Annotated in this window: 18 protein-coding genes and 1 pseudogene; 11 read left to right on the plus strand and 8 right to left on the minus strand. The window is 53.3% G+C overall.

Translation table 11 applies throughout. The features are described from left to right. The first annotated feature begins 602 nt into the window (after nt 1-602). From KQX66_RS38720 to KQX66_RS14995, 3 genes are all read left to right on the plus strand, one after another. A complete protein-coding gene (locus tag KQX66_RS38720; protein ID WP_438804197.1) occupies nt 603-1,754 on the plus strand; it encodes a tetratricopeptide repeat protein in 1,152 nt (383 codons plus the stop codon). A gap of 110 nt (nt 1,755-1,864) precedes the next feature. After that, a complete protein-coding gene (locus KQX66_RS14990) occupies nt 1,865-2,383 on the plus strand; it encodes an RNA polymerase sigma factor (protein ID WP_216793650.1) in 519 nt (172 codons plus the stop codon). Next, the gene (locus KQX66_RS14995) at nt 2,376-4,022 is read left to right on the plus strand and encodes a DUF4179 domain-containing protein (protein WP_216793651.1); all 1,647 of its coding nucleotides are present in this window, start codon (nt 2,376-2,378) and stop codon (nt 4,020-4,022) included. The genes KQX66_RS14990 and KQX66_RS14995 overlap by 8 nt, the downstream gene beginning before the upstream one ends. Nucleotides 4,023-4,050: 28 nt before the next feature. Here the strand turns inward: KQX66_RS14995 and KQX66_RS15000 are convergent, their stop codons facing one another. Continuing rightward, nucleotides 4,051-4,623 carry a GNAT family N-acetyltransferase gene (locus KQX66_RS15000; RefSeq protein ID WP_216793652.1) on the minus strand — a complete coding sequence of 191 codons (573 nt, stop codon included), beginning with the start codon at nt 4,621-4,623 and terminating at the stop codon, nt 4,051-4,053. Nucleotides 4,624-4,660: 37 nt separating this feature from the next. Next, entirely contained in the window at nt 4,661-5,284 is a 624-nt protein-coding gene (locus KQX66_RS15005) for a TetR/AcrR family transcriptional regulator (RefSeq protein WP_216793653.1), read from the minus strand. Between the two features lie 198 nt (nt 5,285-5,482). On the opposite strand from KQX66_RS15005, the gene KQX66_RS15010 reads away from it, so the two are divergent. Genes KQX66_RS15010 through KQX66_RS15020 form a run of 3 tightly spaced genes read left to right on the plus strand, consistent with a single transcriptional unit; the run spans nt 5,483 to nt 7,334 of the window. Then, nucleotides 5,483-5,935, plus strand: a complete 453-nt coding sequence (locus tag KQX66_RS15010; protein ID WP_216793654.1) for a VOC family protein — start codon at nt 5,483-5,485, stop codon at nt 5,933-5,935. Beyond that, a complete protein-coding gene (locus KQX66_RS15015) occupies nt 5,932-6,714 on the plus strand; it encodes a DNA alkylation repair protein (protein WP_216793655.1) in 783 nt (260 codons plus the stop codon). Before KQX66_RS15010 ends, KQX66_RS15015 begins: the two co-directional genes overlap by 4 nt. A gap of 35 nt (nt 6,715-6,749) precedes the next feature. After that, on the plus strand, nt 6,750-7,334 hold the full coding sequence (locus tag KQX66_RS15020; protein WP_216793656.1) for a TetR/AcrR family transcriptional regulator: 585 nt from the start codon (nt 6,750-6,752) through the stop codon (nt 7,332-7,334). 53 nt (nt 7,335-7,387) lie between these two features. On the opposite strand, the gene KQX66_RS15025 is transcribed toward KQX66_RS15020, so the two are convergent. From KQX66_RS15025 to KQX66_RS15045, 5 genes and pseudogenes are all read right to left on the minus strand, one after another. Beyond that, a complete protein-coding gene (locus KQX66_RS15025; protein WP_216793657.1) occupies nt 7,388-8,401 on the minus strand; it encodes an iron-hydroxamate ABC transporter substrate-binding protein in 1,014 nt (337 codons plus the stop codon). Between the two features lie 226 nt (nt 8,402-8,627). After that, entirely contained in the window at nt 8,628-9,083 is a 456-nt protein-coding gene (locus KQX66_RS15030) for an S-ribosylhomocysteine lyase (RefSeq protein WP_216793658.1), read from the minus strand. A 123-nt stretch (nt 9,084-9,206) separates the two neighbouring features. Next, a pseudogene (locus tag KQX66_RS15035) lies at nt 9,207-9,455 on the minus strand (SMI1/KNR4 family protein); the annotation flags it as partial. Then, nucleotides 9,443-10,489: an MBOAT family O-acyltransferase gene (locus KQX66_RS15040; protein ID WP_306665878.1), complete on the minus strand. Its 1,047-nt coding sequence runs from the start codon at nt 10,487-10,489 to the stop codon at nt 9,443-9,445. The pseudogene KQX66_RS15035 and the gene KQX66_RS15040, both read right to left, overlap by 13 nt. A 55-nt stretch (nt 10,490-10,544) precedes the next feature. Further along, on the minus strand, nt 10,545-11,252 hold the full coding sequence (locus KQX66_RS15045; protein WP_216793659.1) for a DUF421 domain-containing protein: 708 nt from the start codon (nt 11,250-11,252) through the stop codon (nt 10,545-10,547). A gap of 175 nt (nt 11,253-11,427) precedes the next feature. On the opposite strand from KQX66_RS15045, the gene KQX66_RS15050 reads away from it, so the two are divergent. The 4 genes from KQX66_RS15050 (at nt 11,428) to KQX66_RS15065 (ending at nt 16,794) form a co-directional block, all read left to right on the plus strand. Next, nucleotides 11,428-12,378 (plus strand): ABC transporter ATP-binding protein, encoded by a 951-nt coding sequence (locus tag KQX66_RS15050; protein ID WP_216793660.1) that lies wholly within the window; start codon nt 11,428-11,430, stop codon nt 12,376-12,378. 14 nt (nt 12,379-12,392) lie between these two features. Then, nucleotides 12,393-13,139: an ABC transporter permease gene (locus KQX66_RS15055; RefSeq protein WP_216793661.1), complete on the plus strand. Its 747-nt coding sequence runs from the start codon at nt 12,393-12,395 to the stop codon at nt 13,137-13,139. After that, the gene (locus tag KQX66_RS15060) at nt 13,136-14,119 is read left to right on the plus strand and encodes an ABC transporter permease (protein WP_216793662.1); all 984 of its coding nucleotides are present in this window, start codon (nt 13,136-13,138) and stop codon (nt 14,117-14,119) included. The genes KQX66_RS15055 and KQX66_RS15060 overlap by 4 nt, the downstream gene beginning before the upstream one ends. A gap of 83 nt (nt 14,120-14,202) precedes the next feature. Continuing rightward, entirely contained in the window at nt 14,203-16,794 is a 2,592-nt protein-coding gene (locus KQX66_RS15065) for a winged helix-turn-helix domain-containing protein (protein WP_216793663.1), read from the plus strand. Nucleotides 16,795-16,882: 88 nt separating this feature from the next. Here the strand turns inward: KQX66_RS15065 and KQX66_RS15070 are convergent, their stop codons facing one another. Then, complete coding sequence (locus KQX66_RS15070; RefSeq protein WP_216793664.1) at nt 16,883-17,296, minus strand: VOC family protein; 414 nt, start codon at nt 17,294-17,296, stop codon at nt 16,883-16,885. Between the two features lie 165 nt (nt 17,297-17,461). On the opposite strand from KQX66_RS15070, the gene KQX66_RS15075 reads away from it, so the two are divergent. Next, the gene (locus KQX66_RS15075; protein ID WP_216793665.1) at nt 17,462-18,073 is read left to right on the plus strand and encodes a phosphotransferase; all 612 of its coding nucleotides are present in this window, start codon (nt 17,462-17,464) and stop codon (nt 18,071-18,073) included. Nucleotides 18,074-18,138 lie beyond the last annotated feature (65 nt).

Below are 18,138 nucleotides of genomic sequence, written 5' to 3' on the forward strand. Positions count from 1 at the left end.
CTTCGCCTGAGCAGGATTTCGAAATTTATAAGGCGGCCCGAAGCGAAGGGGATTTCCAGCACGCTTTATACCATCTGGCCTGCGCGTTGTCGACCGATCCGGCTAACGCCGAATGGCTCCAGCCCCTTAACGAGTGGATTGATGCGGGCGAGGACCTGCTGCCTTTTGTGCCGGTCGAGGACAACAATTATTTCGCCGTTCTGGCGGTAAGAGCTTATATTTACGCCCGGGTGAACAGCTTTAACGAAGCTTTCGGCCTCTTGGGACAGGTGATCAAAGTAAAGCCCGAGGTCCCTTATCTGGTGTGGGTATGCGAATGGGAAACGCGAATCGCCGGGGTGGATCATATCGAAGCGGATACGATCATTGGATTCGTCAGCGGAGTGATGAGATCCCTCGATCTATTGGAAGGAAATGTACGGCATAAGGTGCTTGCCGCTTTAGTGTCCGTGCTTCGAAAGATGTGCCAGGCGCATCCCAAAACTTATATGTTGTTCTGGCTGCTATCTTCGATGCACCGGAGACAGGAGGATGTTCTGGCCGCATTTGCGGCAGCCAAAACGGCCTACAAACTGAATAAATGCTGGAATACGGCTATTGGGATGGCGCTCTGCTTCAAAGCACAAGGCAACATCCGCAAGGCTGCCAGCTTCTACAAGAAAGCAGGCAGGCTCGACCCCGGGAAGGAGGCGGGCTATCTGGATCTGGGCGATCTGTATCTGGAAAACGGCTTATACAAAAAAGCACTGAAAGCTTACAACAAGGCTGCGGATATTCAGCCCGATCACGAATGGGCGATCCCGTCCATCCTTTATTGCGAATATATGATCAAAAAAGACGCCGAGCGCTTGGGAAAAATTGAAGCTTATTATAAGGCGAACACTGTGAACGGCAGAGCGAGAGAGCTGCTCAAGCCGTTATTGTCGATCGCCGAGCTGCCTTTTGTCGATTACATCCCGGAGCCGCAGGAAGCCACCATCAACGTGCTGCGTCAAGTGGCGGAGCAAAACCCGGATCTGGAAAGCGGCGGGACGATCAGCCTGACGATTAATCATCTGGAGGCGCCGAGCGCGATTCGTGCGATGGAGCTCTACTTGAACAAATTCGGCAGAAGCGCTAATCCGCCCAAGCTGAATTTGACCATCGACAACGTCTCGGAGCCGGACCCAAGGCAGCCAATCGCCGAGAAAGGTGCTATGTTATGGAGTTACGAAGGGTTCATGGCACAGCCGGCTATGCCCATGCCGTCGGGCCAAGTGGCCGATGCCGTACGCCGATTGGCGATGACTCCGTACCAAATCGAGGATTGGTACCGTACCGCCGGCGAACTTGCCCAAAGTCTCACCCCTGCGCACCTGCCGGACTTATTCGCCGTCCTGACTCATCCGCCGGAGCCGTCTGAATCGGTATCGAGCTGGCGCTGGCTCCAGCGCATTCAGTATGCGGCGGTATTCCTTATGGCGCAGCTTAGCCCGTCCAAGCCATCCGAACCCTTGCTGTCTCTATGCTATGGTCAATCGGACTGGCCGGTCAATGCGGCGGTGGCCGTATTGGCTTATGAGGCGCAAGGCGATCCCGAGCTGGAAAAAGCGGTATCCGAATTGTTTTTCCGGCTCATGGAGCGGATTCCGCAAGAAGGCTACTGCTTCTTTACTTATGCGCTGGTGTGCAGTTGGCTGCAGCTTTCGTTCATTGATGAGAAGCTGAGGGAACAGTTGGAGCAATGGAAGAACGATCTGGAGCAGCGGGAATAGGCACAGGCACGACCGATTCGGGAGGATCGGTCTTTTTTTCATCCGAAAAAACGAACCGAAAGCCCCGGTTATTTGTCTTATTGGCGTAACTCGAAAGGGGGGAGCAAGAGTTGACCGACCGGGAATTATTCGATACTTACCGCAGGGACGTGTACTATTTGTGCCACTATATGCTGCATAATGCCGCCGATGCGGAGGATATCTGCCAGGAGGTATTCCTGAAGGCGTTCCAGACGGATCGGCAAGGCGTCGAACGGATCAAGCCATGGCTATTGCGGATCGCCGTGAACATGTGCAAAAGCCATCTGGACCGCAGGAAGCGGGGCGTGCTGAAGGAGCTAAAACATTTCCTGCTGGAGCGCAGACGCGATACGGAAGCGGCGGACGAAGCGCTGGAGCGGAAGGAAAACGAGCTGGAGACGGAGCGGTGGCTCCGGTCATTGCCGGTCAAGAATCGGACGGTAATGACATTACGGTATATTCACGAGCTGAGCTTGCAGGAAATTGCAGAGACGCTGAATATCCCGCCGGGCACGGTAAAATCCAGATTGAACCGAGGGCTGCGGCAGATGAGAAAAGAGCTGGGAAAGAGCAATCCAAATTTGAAAGGAGCGGAATGTCTTGAATAAGCTGACGGAAGAGCAATTGCTGGAGCTGGCGCGCAAGGAACGTCCCAAGCTTCCGGATTTCGAAGCGATGTGGGAAAGAATTCAAACGAATACGAATCTGCAAAATGCTTCGGCAGCACCGAGAAGCAGAAGCTTGGCCCGCAGCCGGAAACGTCTCGTTCCGTTAGCCATTGCGGTATCCTCGGTCATCGTGGCCGCACCGGTCGTTGCGGGCGTATCGATGGGATGGCCCGTGCTGTTTGACCGGCTGGGCTTTACGACGGCAATGGAGTCCGGCTTGGGCAATCCGCTGGACATCACGGTAAAGTCGGCAGGTGCGACTTTGGCTCTCCATGGCGTTGTTACGGACGATCGCCGGACGGATGTTATGTTTACCTTAGACGTTCCTTCGTTGCCGGACTATCACATCATTGATTTTGAGTACAAGACGATGACGAATTCCCGAGGCGAAACGATGCCGCTGAACGTCCTCGCCCGCAAAGCCGACTCGCCGAACCGGATGGTCGGCCTGCTGGAAACGCAAAATGGACTGGGAAACAAGAAGGATCGGCTTAAGCTGTCGCTGAAAAATCTTGTTTTTTACAAATATAAAGATACGGAGCTTGACGCTGGCCCAATGTCGTTAAAGGATAACGACCGTGCGGATAGCCGGACTCGTTTCGGAACGCTGCAGATCGTTTCGGCTACAAGGGAAAACGACGTACTGACCCTGCGCTATGAAATTCCGATTAACGGACCGGAGGATGGAAAACTGAATCCGGGGCTGTTCCTTAAAGTAGGAGAAAAAAGGGTAGATTCGAGTTATTCCGCTACATTGCCGACGGAGAAATCGGGGATTTTGCTCCAGCAAAACACATGGCGTCTGTCGGATTCCGAGCTGAAGAGCGCCAAGCTGTACTTCACCTATTTGGACACGGTACAAACGCTCGAAGGGACGTGGGAGACGTCATTGGAAGCCGATGGAAGAAAAGCGAGCCAAGCGACGTTCCGCAAACCGCTTGATCCGACGACGGTTGCTAACGATTCGGATATGGATTTGAAGGAGCTTGTCGTGACTCCGCTGGAAGTTCGTCTGATGTACAATAATAAATTCGAGACCAAATCCCCGGATCTGGAGAGAGTAAATTACGATACCATACAGCTTGTGCTGAACGGTAAAACGATTGATGGAGGAAGATGGTCTACGGAGAAGAGCGGCTGGTATCTCCGCTTTCAGCTGCCGGAATGGTCCAAGGATTGGTCCCAAGCGCCGATGAAGCTGCTTTTGTCGGATGCAAGCATCCACAGACGCTCCAAAGCGTGGCTTCCGCTGGAGACTCCGTCCGAAACGAAGCGAACAATCGAAACGAAGCTCGACCAGTTTCCGGTCACGTTTACGTACTACAAGAAGGGAGAGGATCTGATCGTCGAATCGTACTCGACCGATCCGGACTTTATCGCCGTCGCCCAAACTGCCGTGAAGCAGGGCGGAAAGTTTGTTGTCCCTGAGATGAATTCTTCACCCCCGGGCGGCAACGGCACGAGCAAAGAAGTAGAGCGGTACCCCGGACTGCTGTCCAAGCCGGATAAACTGGAATTGAGCCCAGGTTTCTACGTCTTCAAGGACGGCAGCCGCAGGGTGGAATTGACCCTTAATTAAATGAAATGCGGGGAATGGACCCGCCAGATCAGGCTTTTGTAACGGCTGCTCCGAAATTATCGGGGCAGCCGTTGCCGTACTCGTGCTGAAGCAGCCCCATATGAATAATGTCGTGCCATGCGCCTTCTCTGAACAAGCTTTGCCGGGAGATTCCTTCCCGCCGGAAGCCTAGCTTCTCATAGAGCTTGATCGCTTTATCGTTGAAGGAAAATACTCTCAACGAGACCCGGTGCAGGTTCAGCTCCAGGAACGCATAGTCAAGCAGCAGCTTTAACGCCTCGGTTCCGTAGCCTTTCCCCCAATAAGCTTTGTTGCCGATATCGATGATGCATTCGGCATTCCGGTTTTTGGAATCGATGTTGATTAAAGAAGTAATCCCGAACGGCGTTTCCGAGGTTTTGTCAACCAGAATGTAGCTTTTGGAGGAGGGGGAGCCCAGGATGACTTGATGCACGAATTGCCGGGTCTCTTCGAGATCGTAAATATCGAGCCAAGGACTGGTCGAACGCATCACCTCCAGATCGTTTCTCCACGCATGATACAGCTCCGCATCGTCCGCCGTAGCTTTTCTAAAGACGATTCTGTCGGATACGAACAACATAGCAAGCACTCCTTTAGGGTAGGATGGATAGTGACATCTAAATCTGGTCAATCGGGCAGAGCATTTCTTTCAACGAAAAGAGGAAGACGGGCAACTGCTCCTCGACAAGGGTTGTTTCCGCTCCGAGTTGGAACGTATCCAGCATCAAGCCGTCCATAAACGAAACGAAATACAAGGCGATCGCTTCAGGCGACAGGCGGGGCCGGAATTCTCCCCGCTCCGTTCCTTTGACAATGACCGACTCGATAGCTTCCTTGATCCGCAAGTAACGCTGCGCGATGTACGGGAAGCTTTCTTTATTCCGCCTGTATCCGGGGGACAGAAAAAACTCCGCCTTGGCCAGCAGCAGCGTTTGTCCGACTGTCTTCAGGCTGTGCCGTTGACGGTTGACCCAGTCAGTTAGCTGGGGCCATAGCGGTGAGGAATCGGCCAACTCGAAGAAGAGGATGTCCTGCCGATCGTCAAATTGCAGCACTTCGATAAACGCGTGCTCGATATTGTCGAAGTAGGAATACAACGCGCCTCTGGATACTCCGGCTTCGTTCATAATCGATTGCATTGTCGCCTGCGTATAGCCCTCCCGGATAAACACGCGCCTTGCCGCTTGCAGCAGCTCGTGCTTTTTGTCCTTCTTATATTGATCGCTTACTTTAGGAGACAAGGGGCTCAGCTCCTCCTGTTAATAAAAGAGACATTAATGTCGTTTTTATGTGCAAGGCTATTATAAACGACATGACTGTCGTTTTTCAAGTCGCCAATGGTCGAAAGTGGAAATTTTTCATTTACAAACATACAGTATGTATGTTAATATGCAACTAGCATAATTATTCTTAATTCCAAAGAAAAGGGGATCACGGCGATGAAAACAAACAGCTTCTACCCGGTTATTTTGACGGAGCAGGTTGCGGTGAGCGCGGCTTTTTACAAAACACTTTTCGGTTTCGAAACGGTATACGAAGCGGATTGGTACGTGAGCTTGCGGGTGTCCCAGGCCAGCGCTTCCTACGAATTGGCAATCTTGGACGCTGCGCATCATACGATACCTGAGGCCTACCGCAGACCGGTGCAGGGCTTGATTCTTAATTTTGAAGTGGACGATGTCGATGCGGAATACCGGAGGCTCATTATCGGGGAGAAGCTGCCCTTGAAGCTTGAGCTGCGGGACGAAGAGTTCGGACAGCGGCACTTCATAACGTGCGATCCTAACGGCGTCTTAATTGACGTGATCAAAATTATCCCGCCTTCGCAAGCGGAAAGCACGCAATATGCCGAGAAAGTTTGGGCGGATGACGAAGACGGAGGAGAAGCATGAGCGAAACCGCAGCCTTGAAGCATTACTTCGGGGCCGAGCTGGCGCATCGGCTGTCCGGTCTGATCCAGCCTCATGCTTCGGGCTTTCCTGCGCAAGCTTTTGCCGATTCCGTGGCCGAGCAGGTGGGACCGCTGGAGCTGAAAGGCAGAGTCGCGGTCATAGCCGATGAGCTGCGGAAAGCATTGCCTCCGAATTATCCGGAGGCTTTGCGCATTCTGTTAAACATTCTCGGACCGGAAAATGAAACCGAGGAAGGCATGTTTAAGAACGGATATTTTTTAATGCCTGTTGCCTATTTCGTGGAAAAATACGGGCTGCCGCATTTCGGGCTTTCTATGGAGGCGCTCTACGAAATCACCAAACGACATACGTCGGAATACGCGATACGCCCTTATTTGGAGCACCATTTGGAGGATAGCTTGCGCCTGATGAACGGCTGGACTCATGATCCCAGCCTTCATGTGCGCCGCCTTGTCAGCGAGGGAACCCGTCCGCGTCTTCCTTGGGCCAAACGAATCGGAGTCCTCCGGGGAGACCCCGCGTGCAACCTGGCTCTGCTGGAGCCGCTGATAGACGATCCTACCTTATACGTCAGGAAATCGGTCGCCAATCATTTGAACGATTTGACGAAAGACCACCGGGAGATTACGATAAACTGGATTCGGGATCGATTGAACCGCGGAGGGAAGCACGTCGTTTGGATCGCCCGGCACGGGTTGCGTTCACTGGCGAAATCCGGAGACCAAGAAGTATTGGAGCTGCTGAGAAACTTCGACTAACCGGGCAGACGAACCGGAAGGAGGGAGCATTGTTTGTGAAAAAAAATAGAGAAGAAACCGACGAAACGATTCGCAAGCTGATCGCCATTGCCAGAAGGCACTTTACGGAAAAAGGGTATGCGGATTCCGCTCTGGAAGAGATTGTAAGCGAGGCGATGCTGACGCGGGGGGCACTCTACCATCATTTTGGGAATAAAAAAGGATTGTTTCACGTCGTTCTGGAAGCGGTGCAGAAGGAGGTCGCGGAGCAGGTTGAGGCGGAGGCATCCCAAAGCGACGATGTGTGGGAGCAGCTGTTGTTCGGGTGCCGCGCCTTCGTTAAGGCGGCGTTAGAACCCCGGAGCCAACGGATTCTGCTGATCGATGGCCCTGCCGTGTTAGGCTGGGACGTCTGGCGCAAAATGGATCAGCAGCATTCGATGCGGCTGCTGCGCGGGCAGCTTCAAATGATGAAAGAGCAAGGGTGCTTCCGGCCTGCATCCATCGAGGCCATGACGCATTTTGTATCGGGCGCACTGAACGAATCGGCGCTCTGGATTGCGCAGATGCCGGATCAGCGGCAAGCGCTGGAGGAGACCATGACGGTCATTGCCTTATTGGTGGAGGGGCTCAAGCGGTAAGCCAAAAGATCGTTCCGACAAAGGAAACGGTCTTTTGCGATGAACAGGCTACATCAGTTCTTGTTCGCCTTGTTCTCTGCGGTTCTTGTCAGCAGCATGTCCACAAAGAGGTCGATCTGGTCCGTGACGGCAATCGGATCGTACCGATAAAACGTATCGAAGTCATTCATGAACAGCGTATTGTTCTTAACCGCACTCAGACCTTGCCACACGGACGAAGCCTGCAGCTGCTTTAAAGCTTCGCCTTTTTTCTCGGGGTCGTAGGTCGTCAGAAACATGTAGTCGGCCGCATATTTAGGCAGCACCTCCATCGACAGCTGCACGGAACCGGTGTTGCCTTTAATCTCCGAACGGACCAAGTCCGGCATCTTCAGCCCCAGCGCGTTATACACCGTTTGGCCACCCCGTCCGGCGTTGTCTCCGAATACCCACAAGGTGCCTTTATCGGTCAGCTCGTAAAGCCCGACGGTGGCGTTCGGATCGATGACCCCTTTCAGCTTCTCGCGGCCTTGCGCCGCCTTTTGGTCGAATGCCTTGATAAATTGCTCCGCTTTTTGCGGTTCGCCGACAATATCGCCGAACAGTTTCACCGTTTCATAAATATTGGATGTCGTGCCGTAAGGGATATGTAGGGTAGGAGCGATTTTGGACAGCTCCTCATAGTTTTTGTCGTACATAACGACGATTAGGTCAGGAGCAAGCTCCAGCGTTTTCTCCACATTCACCGGCGTGCCTACGTCGACGGCGCCAGTGAGCCGCTTCTTCAGAAACGGATTGTCGAAGGTGGTAGGTTCGACGCCGACTACGTTAGCGCCTACGGACAGCAGCTCGCCGCCGTAAAAATCCGTGACGATCCGTTTAGGTTTTGCCGGGATGTTGATATTGCCTTTGACCGTGGAGAAGCTGCGGGTTGCAGCAGCAGGAGCTTCGGTGGACGACTCCTTGGCAGCCGGCTTGGCCGGGGCGGGATCGCCGGCAGTTGTTGCCGCACCGCCGCAAGCGGTGAGCAGCGTAACGAGAAGCAAATAAATGAGGCCTGCGGCCCAAAACGGTTTATTCTTAACCATGATTTCCCTCCGTGAGACCAATTATTGAAAATGAGAATCATTATCGGTAAAAATCATATCAAAAATGATTCTCAATCGTCAATACAAATCGGAGGGTCTGTCTCGTTGAGCGGGCCGACGTCCTGTAGAGTGGCAGAACAAAATGCAGCCCGCTCCCTGGGGAGAACGGACTGCATTAAGGCTTGCCAGTAAAATCAATGGGTCGGCATATCCCCGCATCCCCTTGTTAAGCGCGGAACGGATCGTCGCTGATGCCGGCTTGAAGTACGATTTTGGCATATTCCTGTGCACTGAATAACGAATGATCCTTATAATTGCCGCATTCCAAGGCGGAGACGGCAGGCACCGTTTCCGTTGCGACGACTTTCTTCAGCACGTTCGTCAACGCGGCGGCAACGTCCGCAGGCTCATGCTCATCCCATAGGATCAAATAAAATCCGGTTCGGCAGCCCATTGGAGAGACGTCGATGACACCCGTCAATTCGTCGCGCAAATAGGTGGCAAGCAAATGCTCCAGCGTATGTACGGCGGCCGTAGGCAGAGCCTCTTGATTCGGCTGCAGGAAACGCAGGTCATATTTCTGAATGGTGCTTCCTTTTTCGTTTTTCTCCGTACCGGCCAGACGGACGTATGGCGCTTTAACAATGGTATGATCCAATTCGAAGCTTTCGACTTTAGCCATGGGGTATTCTTCCTTTCGTGCATTTGTTATTCAAAGTATAACAATCGGAATTATAAGTAAATAGGCTGGGTACAAAAATAAAGACGGTGTCAACCCAGGCCATAGCTTCGGAATTGTCGAGCCTTAATCCAACTCCTCATCCATCGACGTGGTTCCCCTGCACAGCTCCGGGAACGAACGGGCAACTTGCTTGCAATCCTCATAGCCCAGATTGCCGGAATGCGCCGCCAAGATCGGATACTCGTCCTCGTTCATGTCTTCTCTCATATCCAGAATATAATGATTCCCGCAGCCGTCCATCCCGATCGAAACGGAGCCGGCCATATATTCGGAGAATTCGTACGCCAAGTTGTATTCTCTCAACTCGTTCGTAACAGCACATAGTTCCAGCTTGCGCCGTGCCAGAGCCCGGTCAGAAACCACACGGCAAACAGGTTGAACGCCGGATTTCGGCGGTTGCCCCCGAGCGGGATGTAGACGTAATCCCGGAAAAAGCGGCCGACCGAGATGTTCCAGCGCCTCCAGAACTCGCTTGCGCTACGGGAGACGTAAGGGTAGTTGAAATTTTCCTTGAAATGGAAGCCGAACATCCGACCGAGGCCGATCGCCATATCCGAATAGCCGGAGAAGTCGAAATAGATTTGCAGCGCGAACAAGACGATGCCAAGCCATGCCCCCAGCAGCGAAAGCTTGCCGAGATCCCCGTCCAGGAACACGGTGGAAATGTCGGCAAGCGTATTGGCCAGCACGACTTTTTTGCCCAAGCCGACGACGAAGCGCGCGATTCCGGTGCTGAACCCTTCCAGCGTAATTCTGCGACGGCTTAGCTGCTCTTGAACGTCCGCGTAGCGGATAATCGGACCGGCGACCAGCTGGGGAAACAGTGAAATATACAGCAGCAGCTTCGAATAGGAGCGCAGCGCCGGGGCATCTCCCCGATACACATCGACCAGGTAGGAGATGAGGTGAAAGGTGAAGAAGGAGATGCCGATAGGAAGACCGGGATCGCGGAACGGTACGGGAAAAGGAAGGACAGGCTGAAGCGTCTGTACAAGCAAACCGGTATATTTGAAATAAACGAGCACGCCGACTTGAAAAATAAGCGCTGCGATCAGCGCGGTCTTCGCCATACGGCGGCCCCGTTCGATGAGAAGTCCCCCCGCCCAACCGACAGCCACATTCAGAAGCAGAACCCCAATCCAGAGCGGCTCCCCCCAAGCGTAAAACAGCAAAGAAAACGCGAGAAGCACGGCATTTTTGGCCTTGTCCGGGGAGCAGAAATAGAGCAGAAGCACCAGGGGAAGAAAGGCAAAAAGAAAGACGAAGCTGGAAAAGACCACGGAAGGACATCCTCCTCGGATATGGTTGCGATAATAGTATTTTCCTATATTGCTCCGAAATCCCATTCGCCATGCACCGGAAGAACCGGTTACGCACGGGAGAACGCCCGGTCCGGAGACGTTATTCTTTGTCTATGGGCTGGCGTATCCGGTCATCGTACCGGTCGATATACAACTGCCCGTTTGTGCTTCTTACGGCATAGCAGATGTCCTCGATGGCGAGGCCCCTCGCTTTGGCTTGCGAAACAAGCCATTCTTCGCTGATATGGTTTTGATGCAGGTTGTTGGAAATAATCTGCCCGTCCATCATAAGCTCAACCGGAAACGACTGCTTGTTCATCTGCAGATTCATATCTCTGCGCGTCACGGGAAGGTATTCCGGTTTGCGCAGCACGGTGATCTTCCCGTTCAGCTCTAGCACGGCATATTGCACTTCTTCGATATTAAAAATATTTTTTTCCCTGAGCTCCTGATTTAAGGTATCCATCGTCATTTTCAGCTTGCGCATATTGCTTTTCAGAATTTTTCCGTCTTCCATCAGGACGGTCGGCTGACCGGAGACCCATTTGCGAATCGTCCGGCTCTTAAGCGCCAGAGCCATCACCAAATAGGCAATGCCGCTGAACGTGACGATGCCGATCAGCACCTGCCATCCGTTCATGGATGTATTAAGAGATAAATTCGCGGTCATAGCGCCCAAGGTAATCGTTGCGACAAAATCATGATACGTCATCCGGGAAATCGTCGATTTTCCAAGAATGCGGGTAATGATCATCATGACGATGAATGCCGCGGTAGACCTCATTAACGTATCGACAATATGGGCCATGCCCGACCTCCTTATCCTCAAGCTACGGATTCTCGACTGCTCCATAGTATCGCCATCGGCTGGCGGGTTAATTCCAGAATAGGGAAGACAAATCCAAATCAACCGGACGAATCAACCGTTCGGTTGATTTGCTTTTTAACCGCTCCTTCTAAGATAGAAGTAAGGAGTGAGGAATATGCAGGAAACAACGAAACCGATTCTCGAAGTCAGCGGTCTAACCAAGCGCTTCAAGGCGCATCAAGCGTTAAAAGGGATATCATTTGCCGTGTACCCGGGGGAAATTCTTTGCTTTCTCGGTCCGAACGGCGCAGGCAAAAGCACGACGATCCATATTCTTTCGACGGCGTTGCAAGCGGACGCGGGCGAAATCCGTTTTCGCGGAACGCCGGTAGCGCAGGAGACGAACGGCTTGAAGCGCAGTATCGGAATCGTGCCGCAGGATCTGGCGATTTACGAAGAAATCTCGGCCGAGCAGAACGTGCGCTTCTTCGCTTCGCTGTATGGGCTGAGGGGAAAGGAGCTGCAGGAGCGGACGGAAGAAGCGCTTGCTTTCGTCGGCTTGTCCGACCGCAAAGACGACAAGCCGAAGACATTCTCAGGCGGGATGAAGCGCCGGCTGAACATCGCCTGTGCGATCGCTCATCAACCGGAAGTGATTGTCATGGATGAGCCGACGGTCGGCATCGATCCGCAATCGCGCAACCATATTCTGGATTCGATCCGTCAGCTGCGCGAGCAAGGCGCGACGATCTTATACACGACGCATTATATGGAAGAGGTTGAGGAAATCTCCACCCGCATTATGATTATCGATCATGGCGAAATCATCGCATCCGGAACCAAGGAAGAGCTGAAGGACCGGTTGGCCAGCGAGAAGCTGTACGAAATTGTCGTCGACAGGACCGACGGCTTGAATCCGGACGATCTCTACGGAATCAGCGGGGTGAAGCAGGTAAGAACAGTTGACAACTTGCTGCGCATCATGACCGTAAGCGGAATCGACAATCTGGATCAGATCATCGTCCATCTGATGCAAAGCGGCATCAAAATCCAACACTTGACGAGTTCTGCGGCGAGCCTGGAGTCCGTGTTCCTGCAAATGACCGGACGCAAGCTGCGGGATTAGGAGGGGGTTGGGAGATGTATTCGTTTTATGTTATTTGGAAGCGGGACTTCATCAATCTGGCGCTCAATCCGGTTCTTCTGTTGATCAATACGGTATTTCCGCTGGTGCTTGTGCTTGTCCTCGGTTATTTGAGCAGCGGCGCATACAGCGGCGAAGCCATGAACGGCTACGATTATTACGGCGTGACGATCATGGTGTACACGGCCGTGAACGTATCGATGACGGCCGCGAACAGCTTTATGGAACGGACCCTCAAGTCGAGCAATCTGCGCATTTTGTACTCGCCGATCCCGCGTGCCTTCGTCTACCTCTCGAAAATGACGGCGACGCTCCTGTTTTGCGGCCTATCTATGCTCATCACGTTGGCCGTACTGAACTGGGGAATGGGCGTTCATCTGGGCGGTGCGGACATCGGGTATGTGGCCGTACTGTTGCTTTTGCTGATGCTCATGTCGGCTGCGCTCGGCGTTTGGCTGTGCTGTTTGTTTAAAAGCGAAGAGGCATCAAACAAATTATTAAGTATGGTCAACAATGTGCTTGCTCTTCTCGGCGGCTTGTTTTTCCAGTTGGACGGACTCGGCGAAACGGTAGCGAAGGCGTCCTGCTTCTCCCCGGTGAAATGGGTATCGGAAGCGATATTCCGTATCATCTACGATCATGATCCCGCATTGTTTGCGACGGCCGCCGCGGTGATGCTGGGTGTAACCGCGCTGCTGCTGCTTGGCTGCAAACTGACCTTCAAGACGGAGGATTACGTATGAGAACGCTCATCGATCTTTATATGAACAATTTTCGTCGGATGTGGAGCCGCAAAGGCGTGCTGCTGCTCGTTCTGGCGTTTTCGCTGCTGGCCTTGTCGCTGGCCGTCTACTTTACCGCGAAATTCGAGGTGCGGGGGCATTTGGGTTGGATCGGGAACGGGGCGTCGGAAGCCGTTCGGCCGCAAGGTTTCCAGGTGACCGAGCTGAAGGAGGTTCCCCGCAAGTCGGCTTTGGTACGCGGGCAGTATGACGCCATCGTCTTCGATGAGGGAAACGGGCAGTACCGGATCGAAACGTTCAAAAGCGAGGAATTTCGGCAGCTTGTGCTGCAAGCTATCCAGCATCCCAAGCAAGTGCCGCCGGACCCGTCGAAGCGGGGCGTCGGAACGAATGTCGCCGGCTTCCTCCTGATGTTTCTGATGCTGGAAGGGCTGATGTTTATGAATTTGTTCACGGAGGACAAGGAAAGCGGCACGTTCAAGCGGGTGATCGTATCGTCCGTCGGAATCGGGCGGTATATGGCCGCGCAAGCCCTCTTTACTTTTTCGTTTGTGTATGTGCCGACCTATGCGACGATTGCCGTGATCAAGCTGGCGTTCGGGTTGGACATCGGGTTCTCGCTAGCCGCGTACGCCGGACTCTTGGCCGTCCCTGTAGCTCTCGGAACTGCCTTTGCCTGGTTTCTTCTGACCTGTGTCGAAAAGCTGGATAACGCCATGCCGCTGGCGTCGACGATCATTTTGCTCACCTCGCTGTTATCGGGGAGCTTCGGCAGCAGAACGGGGGGATATGGGACCATGTATTGGATCACCGGCCTGCTTCCGCAAAAACGCTTCCTTGAACTGGTCAGCGGTCTTGAGCGGAACGAGGGGATATCCGCTTATGCGGTTCAGCTCGGGTACGTGCTCGCCTTGACGCTTATTCTGCTTCTGGCCGGACTCGCGGTCGTCCGGCGCCGTGTTCGCGAAGGCTGCTACTAAATATCAGGTCATTTATGTTATGATAATTTCGCGGAGCGGTGCGATGCTCCGACATGAAAGCCAGTTAGAACAGGTGGTGCGCCATGATCTCTAACCAAAGGCTGCTGACCGCCCGTTTGCGGCCTCCCTCGCCCCGGAGAAACTTCGTGCCGCGCACAGCGCTGGACGCCAAACTGGAGCGTTTGACGGAGGCGAAAGTAACTTTAATTCAAGGAGCGGCCGGGAGCGGTAAAACGTCGCTCCTTTCCGCGTTTCTAAATAAAAAGCCGGAGCTTCCAGCCCGTTGGATCTCGCTGAACGCCGATAACAACGAGGTAGAAATGTTCTGGTATTACGTTCTGGAGGCGCTCAAGCCGGACCTGGGAGAGGCCGGCGAATCGCTGTTAACGCTGTTCGTCTCGAAGCCTCACGGTCAAGATATCGAAAGCTTCCTCGTGCTGCTTGTGAATCAGTTGGAGAGCCATGGAGGAACGCTGGTGCTTGTCCTGGACGATTTTGAGGTGATCGACAGCACCGGAGTTCTCGCTTCGGTACAATTTTTTCTCCGCTACGCGCCGCAGAGCTTCCACCTCGTTCTCCTGAGCCGGAGCGCGCCCTGGATGTACTTGGGCGATCTGCGGATGGCCGGAGAATGCCTCGATATCGGAGAAGAGGAGCTGCGGTTCTCGCCGGAGGAAACGAAGCGATTTTTGCAGATGACCCTGCAAATGTCCGTAGCCGAGGGGGATGCGGAGCGTCTGCATCGCGTAACGGAAGGATGGATCGGCGGCCTGCAGCTGACGGCGCTGGCGTTGGAAGCGAACCGGCAGGTGGCCGTCGGTCAGGTGCGCGCGGTGAACAAGTATGTAGTGGATTACTTGTCCAACGAAATCGTCAGCGGCCTGAAAGAACAGGAAAAGCGGTTCCTTCTTCAGACCTCGAACCTCCGCTATTTCAATGCTGACATCTGTGACCGGCTGCTGGGAACGGGAGACTCCAAGGCTATGCTGCGGCAGCTTGCCGACCGGCACTTGTTTCTCGTCCCCATTGACGAGGAGGAGGGAATTTACCGGTACCATCATATGTTCGGGGAGTTTCTGCAGCGGCTTTGGCAGGAGGAGGAAGCCTCGAACAGCGCAGCCTGGCATGCCCGGGCATCCGCCGTATACGAAGATATCGGCGATGTCGAAGAGGCGATTCGCCACGCTTTGCTTGCCGGCCGAACGGACGAAGCGATTCGCATGATCGGTTTATTGGAAACGTCCGTGCAGGTGTGGGGGCATTTGCGCGAGCTTCCGATCGATGCGCTGCTGGAGCATCGGGACTTGCTGTTCCAGAGGCTCTTTTACCATCTGTGCAATCTGGAGATGGACCGCTGCCGCGACATGATGAATCACATCGGGCGCATTTCCCGGGAGGATCGCCTCTGGTCGATCTTATCGATGGCCCGATTGTTCATAGAGGATGACAGCAAGATGTCGAGATCGGACCCGCTGGATTGGATCGCGGAAATTGACGGGATGCATGTCAGCGACATCACCAAGGCTATTGCGTACATGACGGCCAGCATGATGTGCTCCTTCCGCGACAGGCATAAGGAAGCGTTAACCTGTCTCGACCAGGCAATTAAGCTTGAACGGAAGGCGCACAATCCGTACATTCACTTTTTTACGATTACGCTCAAATGCCAATTACTAGAAAAATGTGGAGAGTTGATCTTTGCGGAGCAGCTTTACCATGAAGTATTCCAGATGTTGGAAAAACATACGATCGTAGCGCCGCTAAAAGTGAATGCGCTCATCGGCATCGCCGGGATCTACTTGAAAACGATGCGGCTGAACGAAGCGGAGCAATCGCTGAGACAGGCGGAAGCCGAGCTGAAAATCGATTATTTGTCATTGGATATGGCCATCGTCTATAACCGGATGGAGCTTGAGCTGCTGCGCGGTAACCGGGAGGCGGCCCTGCAGCTTCTCCTCAGGCTTGAAGCGATGGGCATTTACGAAAGCGCCCACTATGTGCCGGCTATCCTGAAATACACGATCAAGCTCGACCAGATTCGGACGCATGCGCTGGAAACGTTCGAGAAGGAAGCGGAACGCGGGGGGCAGGCCGGAACGCTGCGCACGGAGGAGCAGCTTGTCTATGCGAAAGCTTTGGCTCACCGCGGCTTGCGGGAGAAGGCGCTGGTGCAGATCGACGACGTTTTGGCCGGAGCGAGAAAGCAGGCGGACTACTGGACGATTGTCGAAGCGGCGCTGCTGAAGCTTGAAATCATGGGCGTGGCAGGACGTGCCGATAAGCGGCAGCAGCTTCAACTGGCGCGGGAGGCGATTCACTACGCCTCGTCATACGGGATTAAGTCGCTTTTTGTGTTGGAGGAGCCTGCCATGCGGCCATATGCCGAGTTGCTGCGTCAAGATCAGGCGTCCGAGCTGTCTCTTACCGAGAAGCGCTTCTTACAGGAATTGTTCATGCTATGGGGGCCCGAGGCCCCCGACGGCCAATGCTTAACCGACAGGGAGCGGGAAGTGCTCGAAGTGCTGGCAACGGGAGCGTCGAACAAAGAGATTGGCGAACGGCTGTGTATTTCGCTGGCAACCGTCAAAACGCACATCATCAACATTTACTCGAAGCTGGGGATATCCGGACGGATTGAGGCGGCGGAGAAAGCGCGGCAGTTGGGGCTTCATTAGCGGTAAAAGTCAAAGACTCATACCGGCGCATGCCGGATATGAGTCTTTTGCTTGCAGGCCGTTGTACGGCTGAGCGGGCGAACCGTTTCTATTCTTCGTGGTTGAACTGCCACTGGATACCGAATTTATCGGTTAATTGACCGTAGCACTTGCTCCAGAACGTTTCTTGCAGCTCCATGCCTACCTTGCCGCCTTCTTTGAGCTTATTGAAATACGTTTTAATTTCATCGATGTTTTTGCTCATGACGGAAAGGCTGATGTTGTTTCCGGCGGTAAAAGGCATACCCGGGAAAACGTCGGAAAACATCATGTCGCTCCCGTTAACGGTAATGCGGGCATGCATGACCAAGTGCTTGGCTTCCTCCGGCAGCGTGTGCCCCGGATTAGGCGGCGCATCGCCGAAAGTCATAATTTGCGGTTTTTCCGTTCCGAAAGCTTCCGCGTAAAATTCGACCGCTTCACGACAATTTCCGTTGAAGTTCAGATACACATTGATAGCCATTAATTTCGCTCCTTCGTTCGAATGGGATGGTCTGCAAGCACCGGCTATGTTCACGCTTTCGTCGTATAGCCTTGCCTCTACCAGTATACCTCGAACCGGAGCCATTTTAAACAGCGTCATTCATGCTGTCAATCGGCACATGGAAAATTTCAGGGGGCCCCGAACATGACATTCAAGCAGGATATTCACGACATCCTTGAAGATCTTCGCCAAAAACGCATACTCGACAGCGAGATAAAAGCTGCGCATCGGATGAAAGGAACGACCGATGGACGGGTCTACACGCTTGCCATCAACGACGAACTGAAATATGTGTTGAAGCTCGATAGCCCGCAAAACATTTGTCTGGTTGAACGATGTGTTCAAGCTTATCCGGAAAGCCGTCTTTTGCCCATCGGGGATTATGATAAAGTTCAATCGTTGATTGAACGCATTTCGAAAGTGGAAACCAAATATTTATTACACGGGGATACCGGTGTCCATAATTTCGTATTTCATCATTTTGAGCTGATAGGCGTCATCGATCCGTCTCCCATGGCCGGCCCGGTTACCTATGACTTTACATACGCCTTTTGTTCCTCCCCGGATGATTTGAACCTGGATACCTTGTTTGCCGCCTTCGAGCTACTTCGTCATAAACCAATTGATCAATCAAGGCTGGTCGAAGAAACGATCTTTCAATTGTACTGCCGGATCGGCATCTGTGCGAAAGTCCATCCGAAAGATTTGGCGGGTTATTTAAAGGCGTGGGAGTACTGGAGAACTCTTCTTCCTTGATAGCAGTTCGGCATGTCCTTGTGGACTATGGTTTTCAGGAATTATAATAAAACAATCAAAATATT

The sequence above is a fragment of the Paenibacillus oleatilyticus genome (assembly GCF_018998565.1).
Classification (GTDB): domain Bacteria; phylum Bacillota; class Bacilli; order Paenibacillales; family NBRC-103111; genus Paenibacillus_G; species Paenibacillus_G oleatilyticus.

Excerpts from the sequence above, each read along its gene's own strand:
- KQX66_RS15070 (WP_216793664.1), bottom strand. The coding sequence starts at position 17,296 with ATGGCTATCAATGTGTATCTGAACTTCAACGGAAATTGTCGTGAAGCG.
- KQX66_RS38720 (WP_438804197.1), top strand. The coding sequence starts at position 603 with ATGGCGCTCTGCTTCAAAGCACAAGGCAACATCCGCAAGGCTGCCAGC.
- KQX66_RS15075 (WP_216793665.1), top strand. The coding sequence starts at position 17,462 with ATGACATTCAAGCAGGATATTCACGACATCCTTGAAGATCTTCGCCAA.
- KQX66_RS15025 (WP_216793657.1), bottom strand. The coding sequence starts at position 8,401 with ATGGTTAAGAATAAACCGTTTTGGGCCGCAGGCCTCATTTATTTGCTT.
- KQX66_RS15060 (WP_216793662.1), top strand. The coding sequence starts at position 13,136 with ATGAGAACGCTCATCGATCTTTATATGAACAATTTTCGTCGGATGTGG.
- KQX66_RS15050 (WP_216793660.1), top strand. The coding sequence starts at position 11,428 with ATGCAGGAAACAACGAAACCGATTCTCGAAGTCAGCGGTCTAACCAAG.
- KQX66_RS15040 (WP_306665878.1), bottom strand. The coding sequence starts at position 10,489 with ATGGGATTTCGGAGCAATATAGGAAAATACTATTATCGCAACCATATC.
- KQX66_RS15000 (WP_216793652.1), bottom strand. The coding sequence starts at position 4,623 with ATGTTGTTCGTATCCGACAGAATCGTCTTTAGAAAAGCTACGGCGGAC.
- KQX66_RS15010 (WP_216793654.1), top strand. The coding sequence starts at position 5,483 with ATGAAAACAAACAGCTTCTACCCGGTTATTTTGACGGAGCAGGTTGCG.
- KQX66_RS15055 (WP_216793661.1), top strand. The coding sequence starts at position 12,393 with ATGTATTCGTTTTATGTTATTTGGAAGCGGGACTTCATCAATCTGGCG.
- KQX66_RS15045 (WP_216793659.1), bottom strand. The coding sequence starts at position 11,252 with ATGGCCCATATTGTCGATACGTTAATGAGGTCTACCGCGGCATTCATC.
- KQX66_RS15030 (WP_216793658.1), bottom strand. The coding sequence starts at position 9,083 with ATGGCTAAAGTCGAAAGCTTCGAATTGGATCATACCATTGTTAAAGCG.
- KQX66_RS15065 (WP_216793663.1), top strand. The coding sequence starts at position 14,203 with ATGATCTCTAACCAAAGGCTGCTGACCGCCCGTTTGCGGCCTCCCTCG.
- KQX66_RS15015 (WP_216793655.1), top strand. The coding sequence starts at position 5,932 with ATGAGCGAAACCGCAGCCTTGAAGCATTACTTCGGGGCCGAGCTGGCG.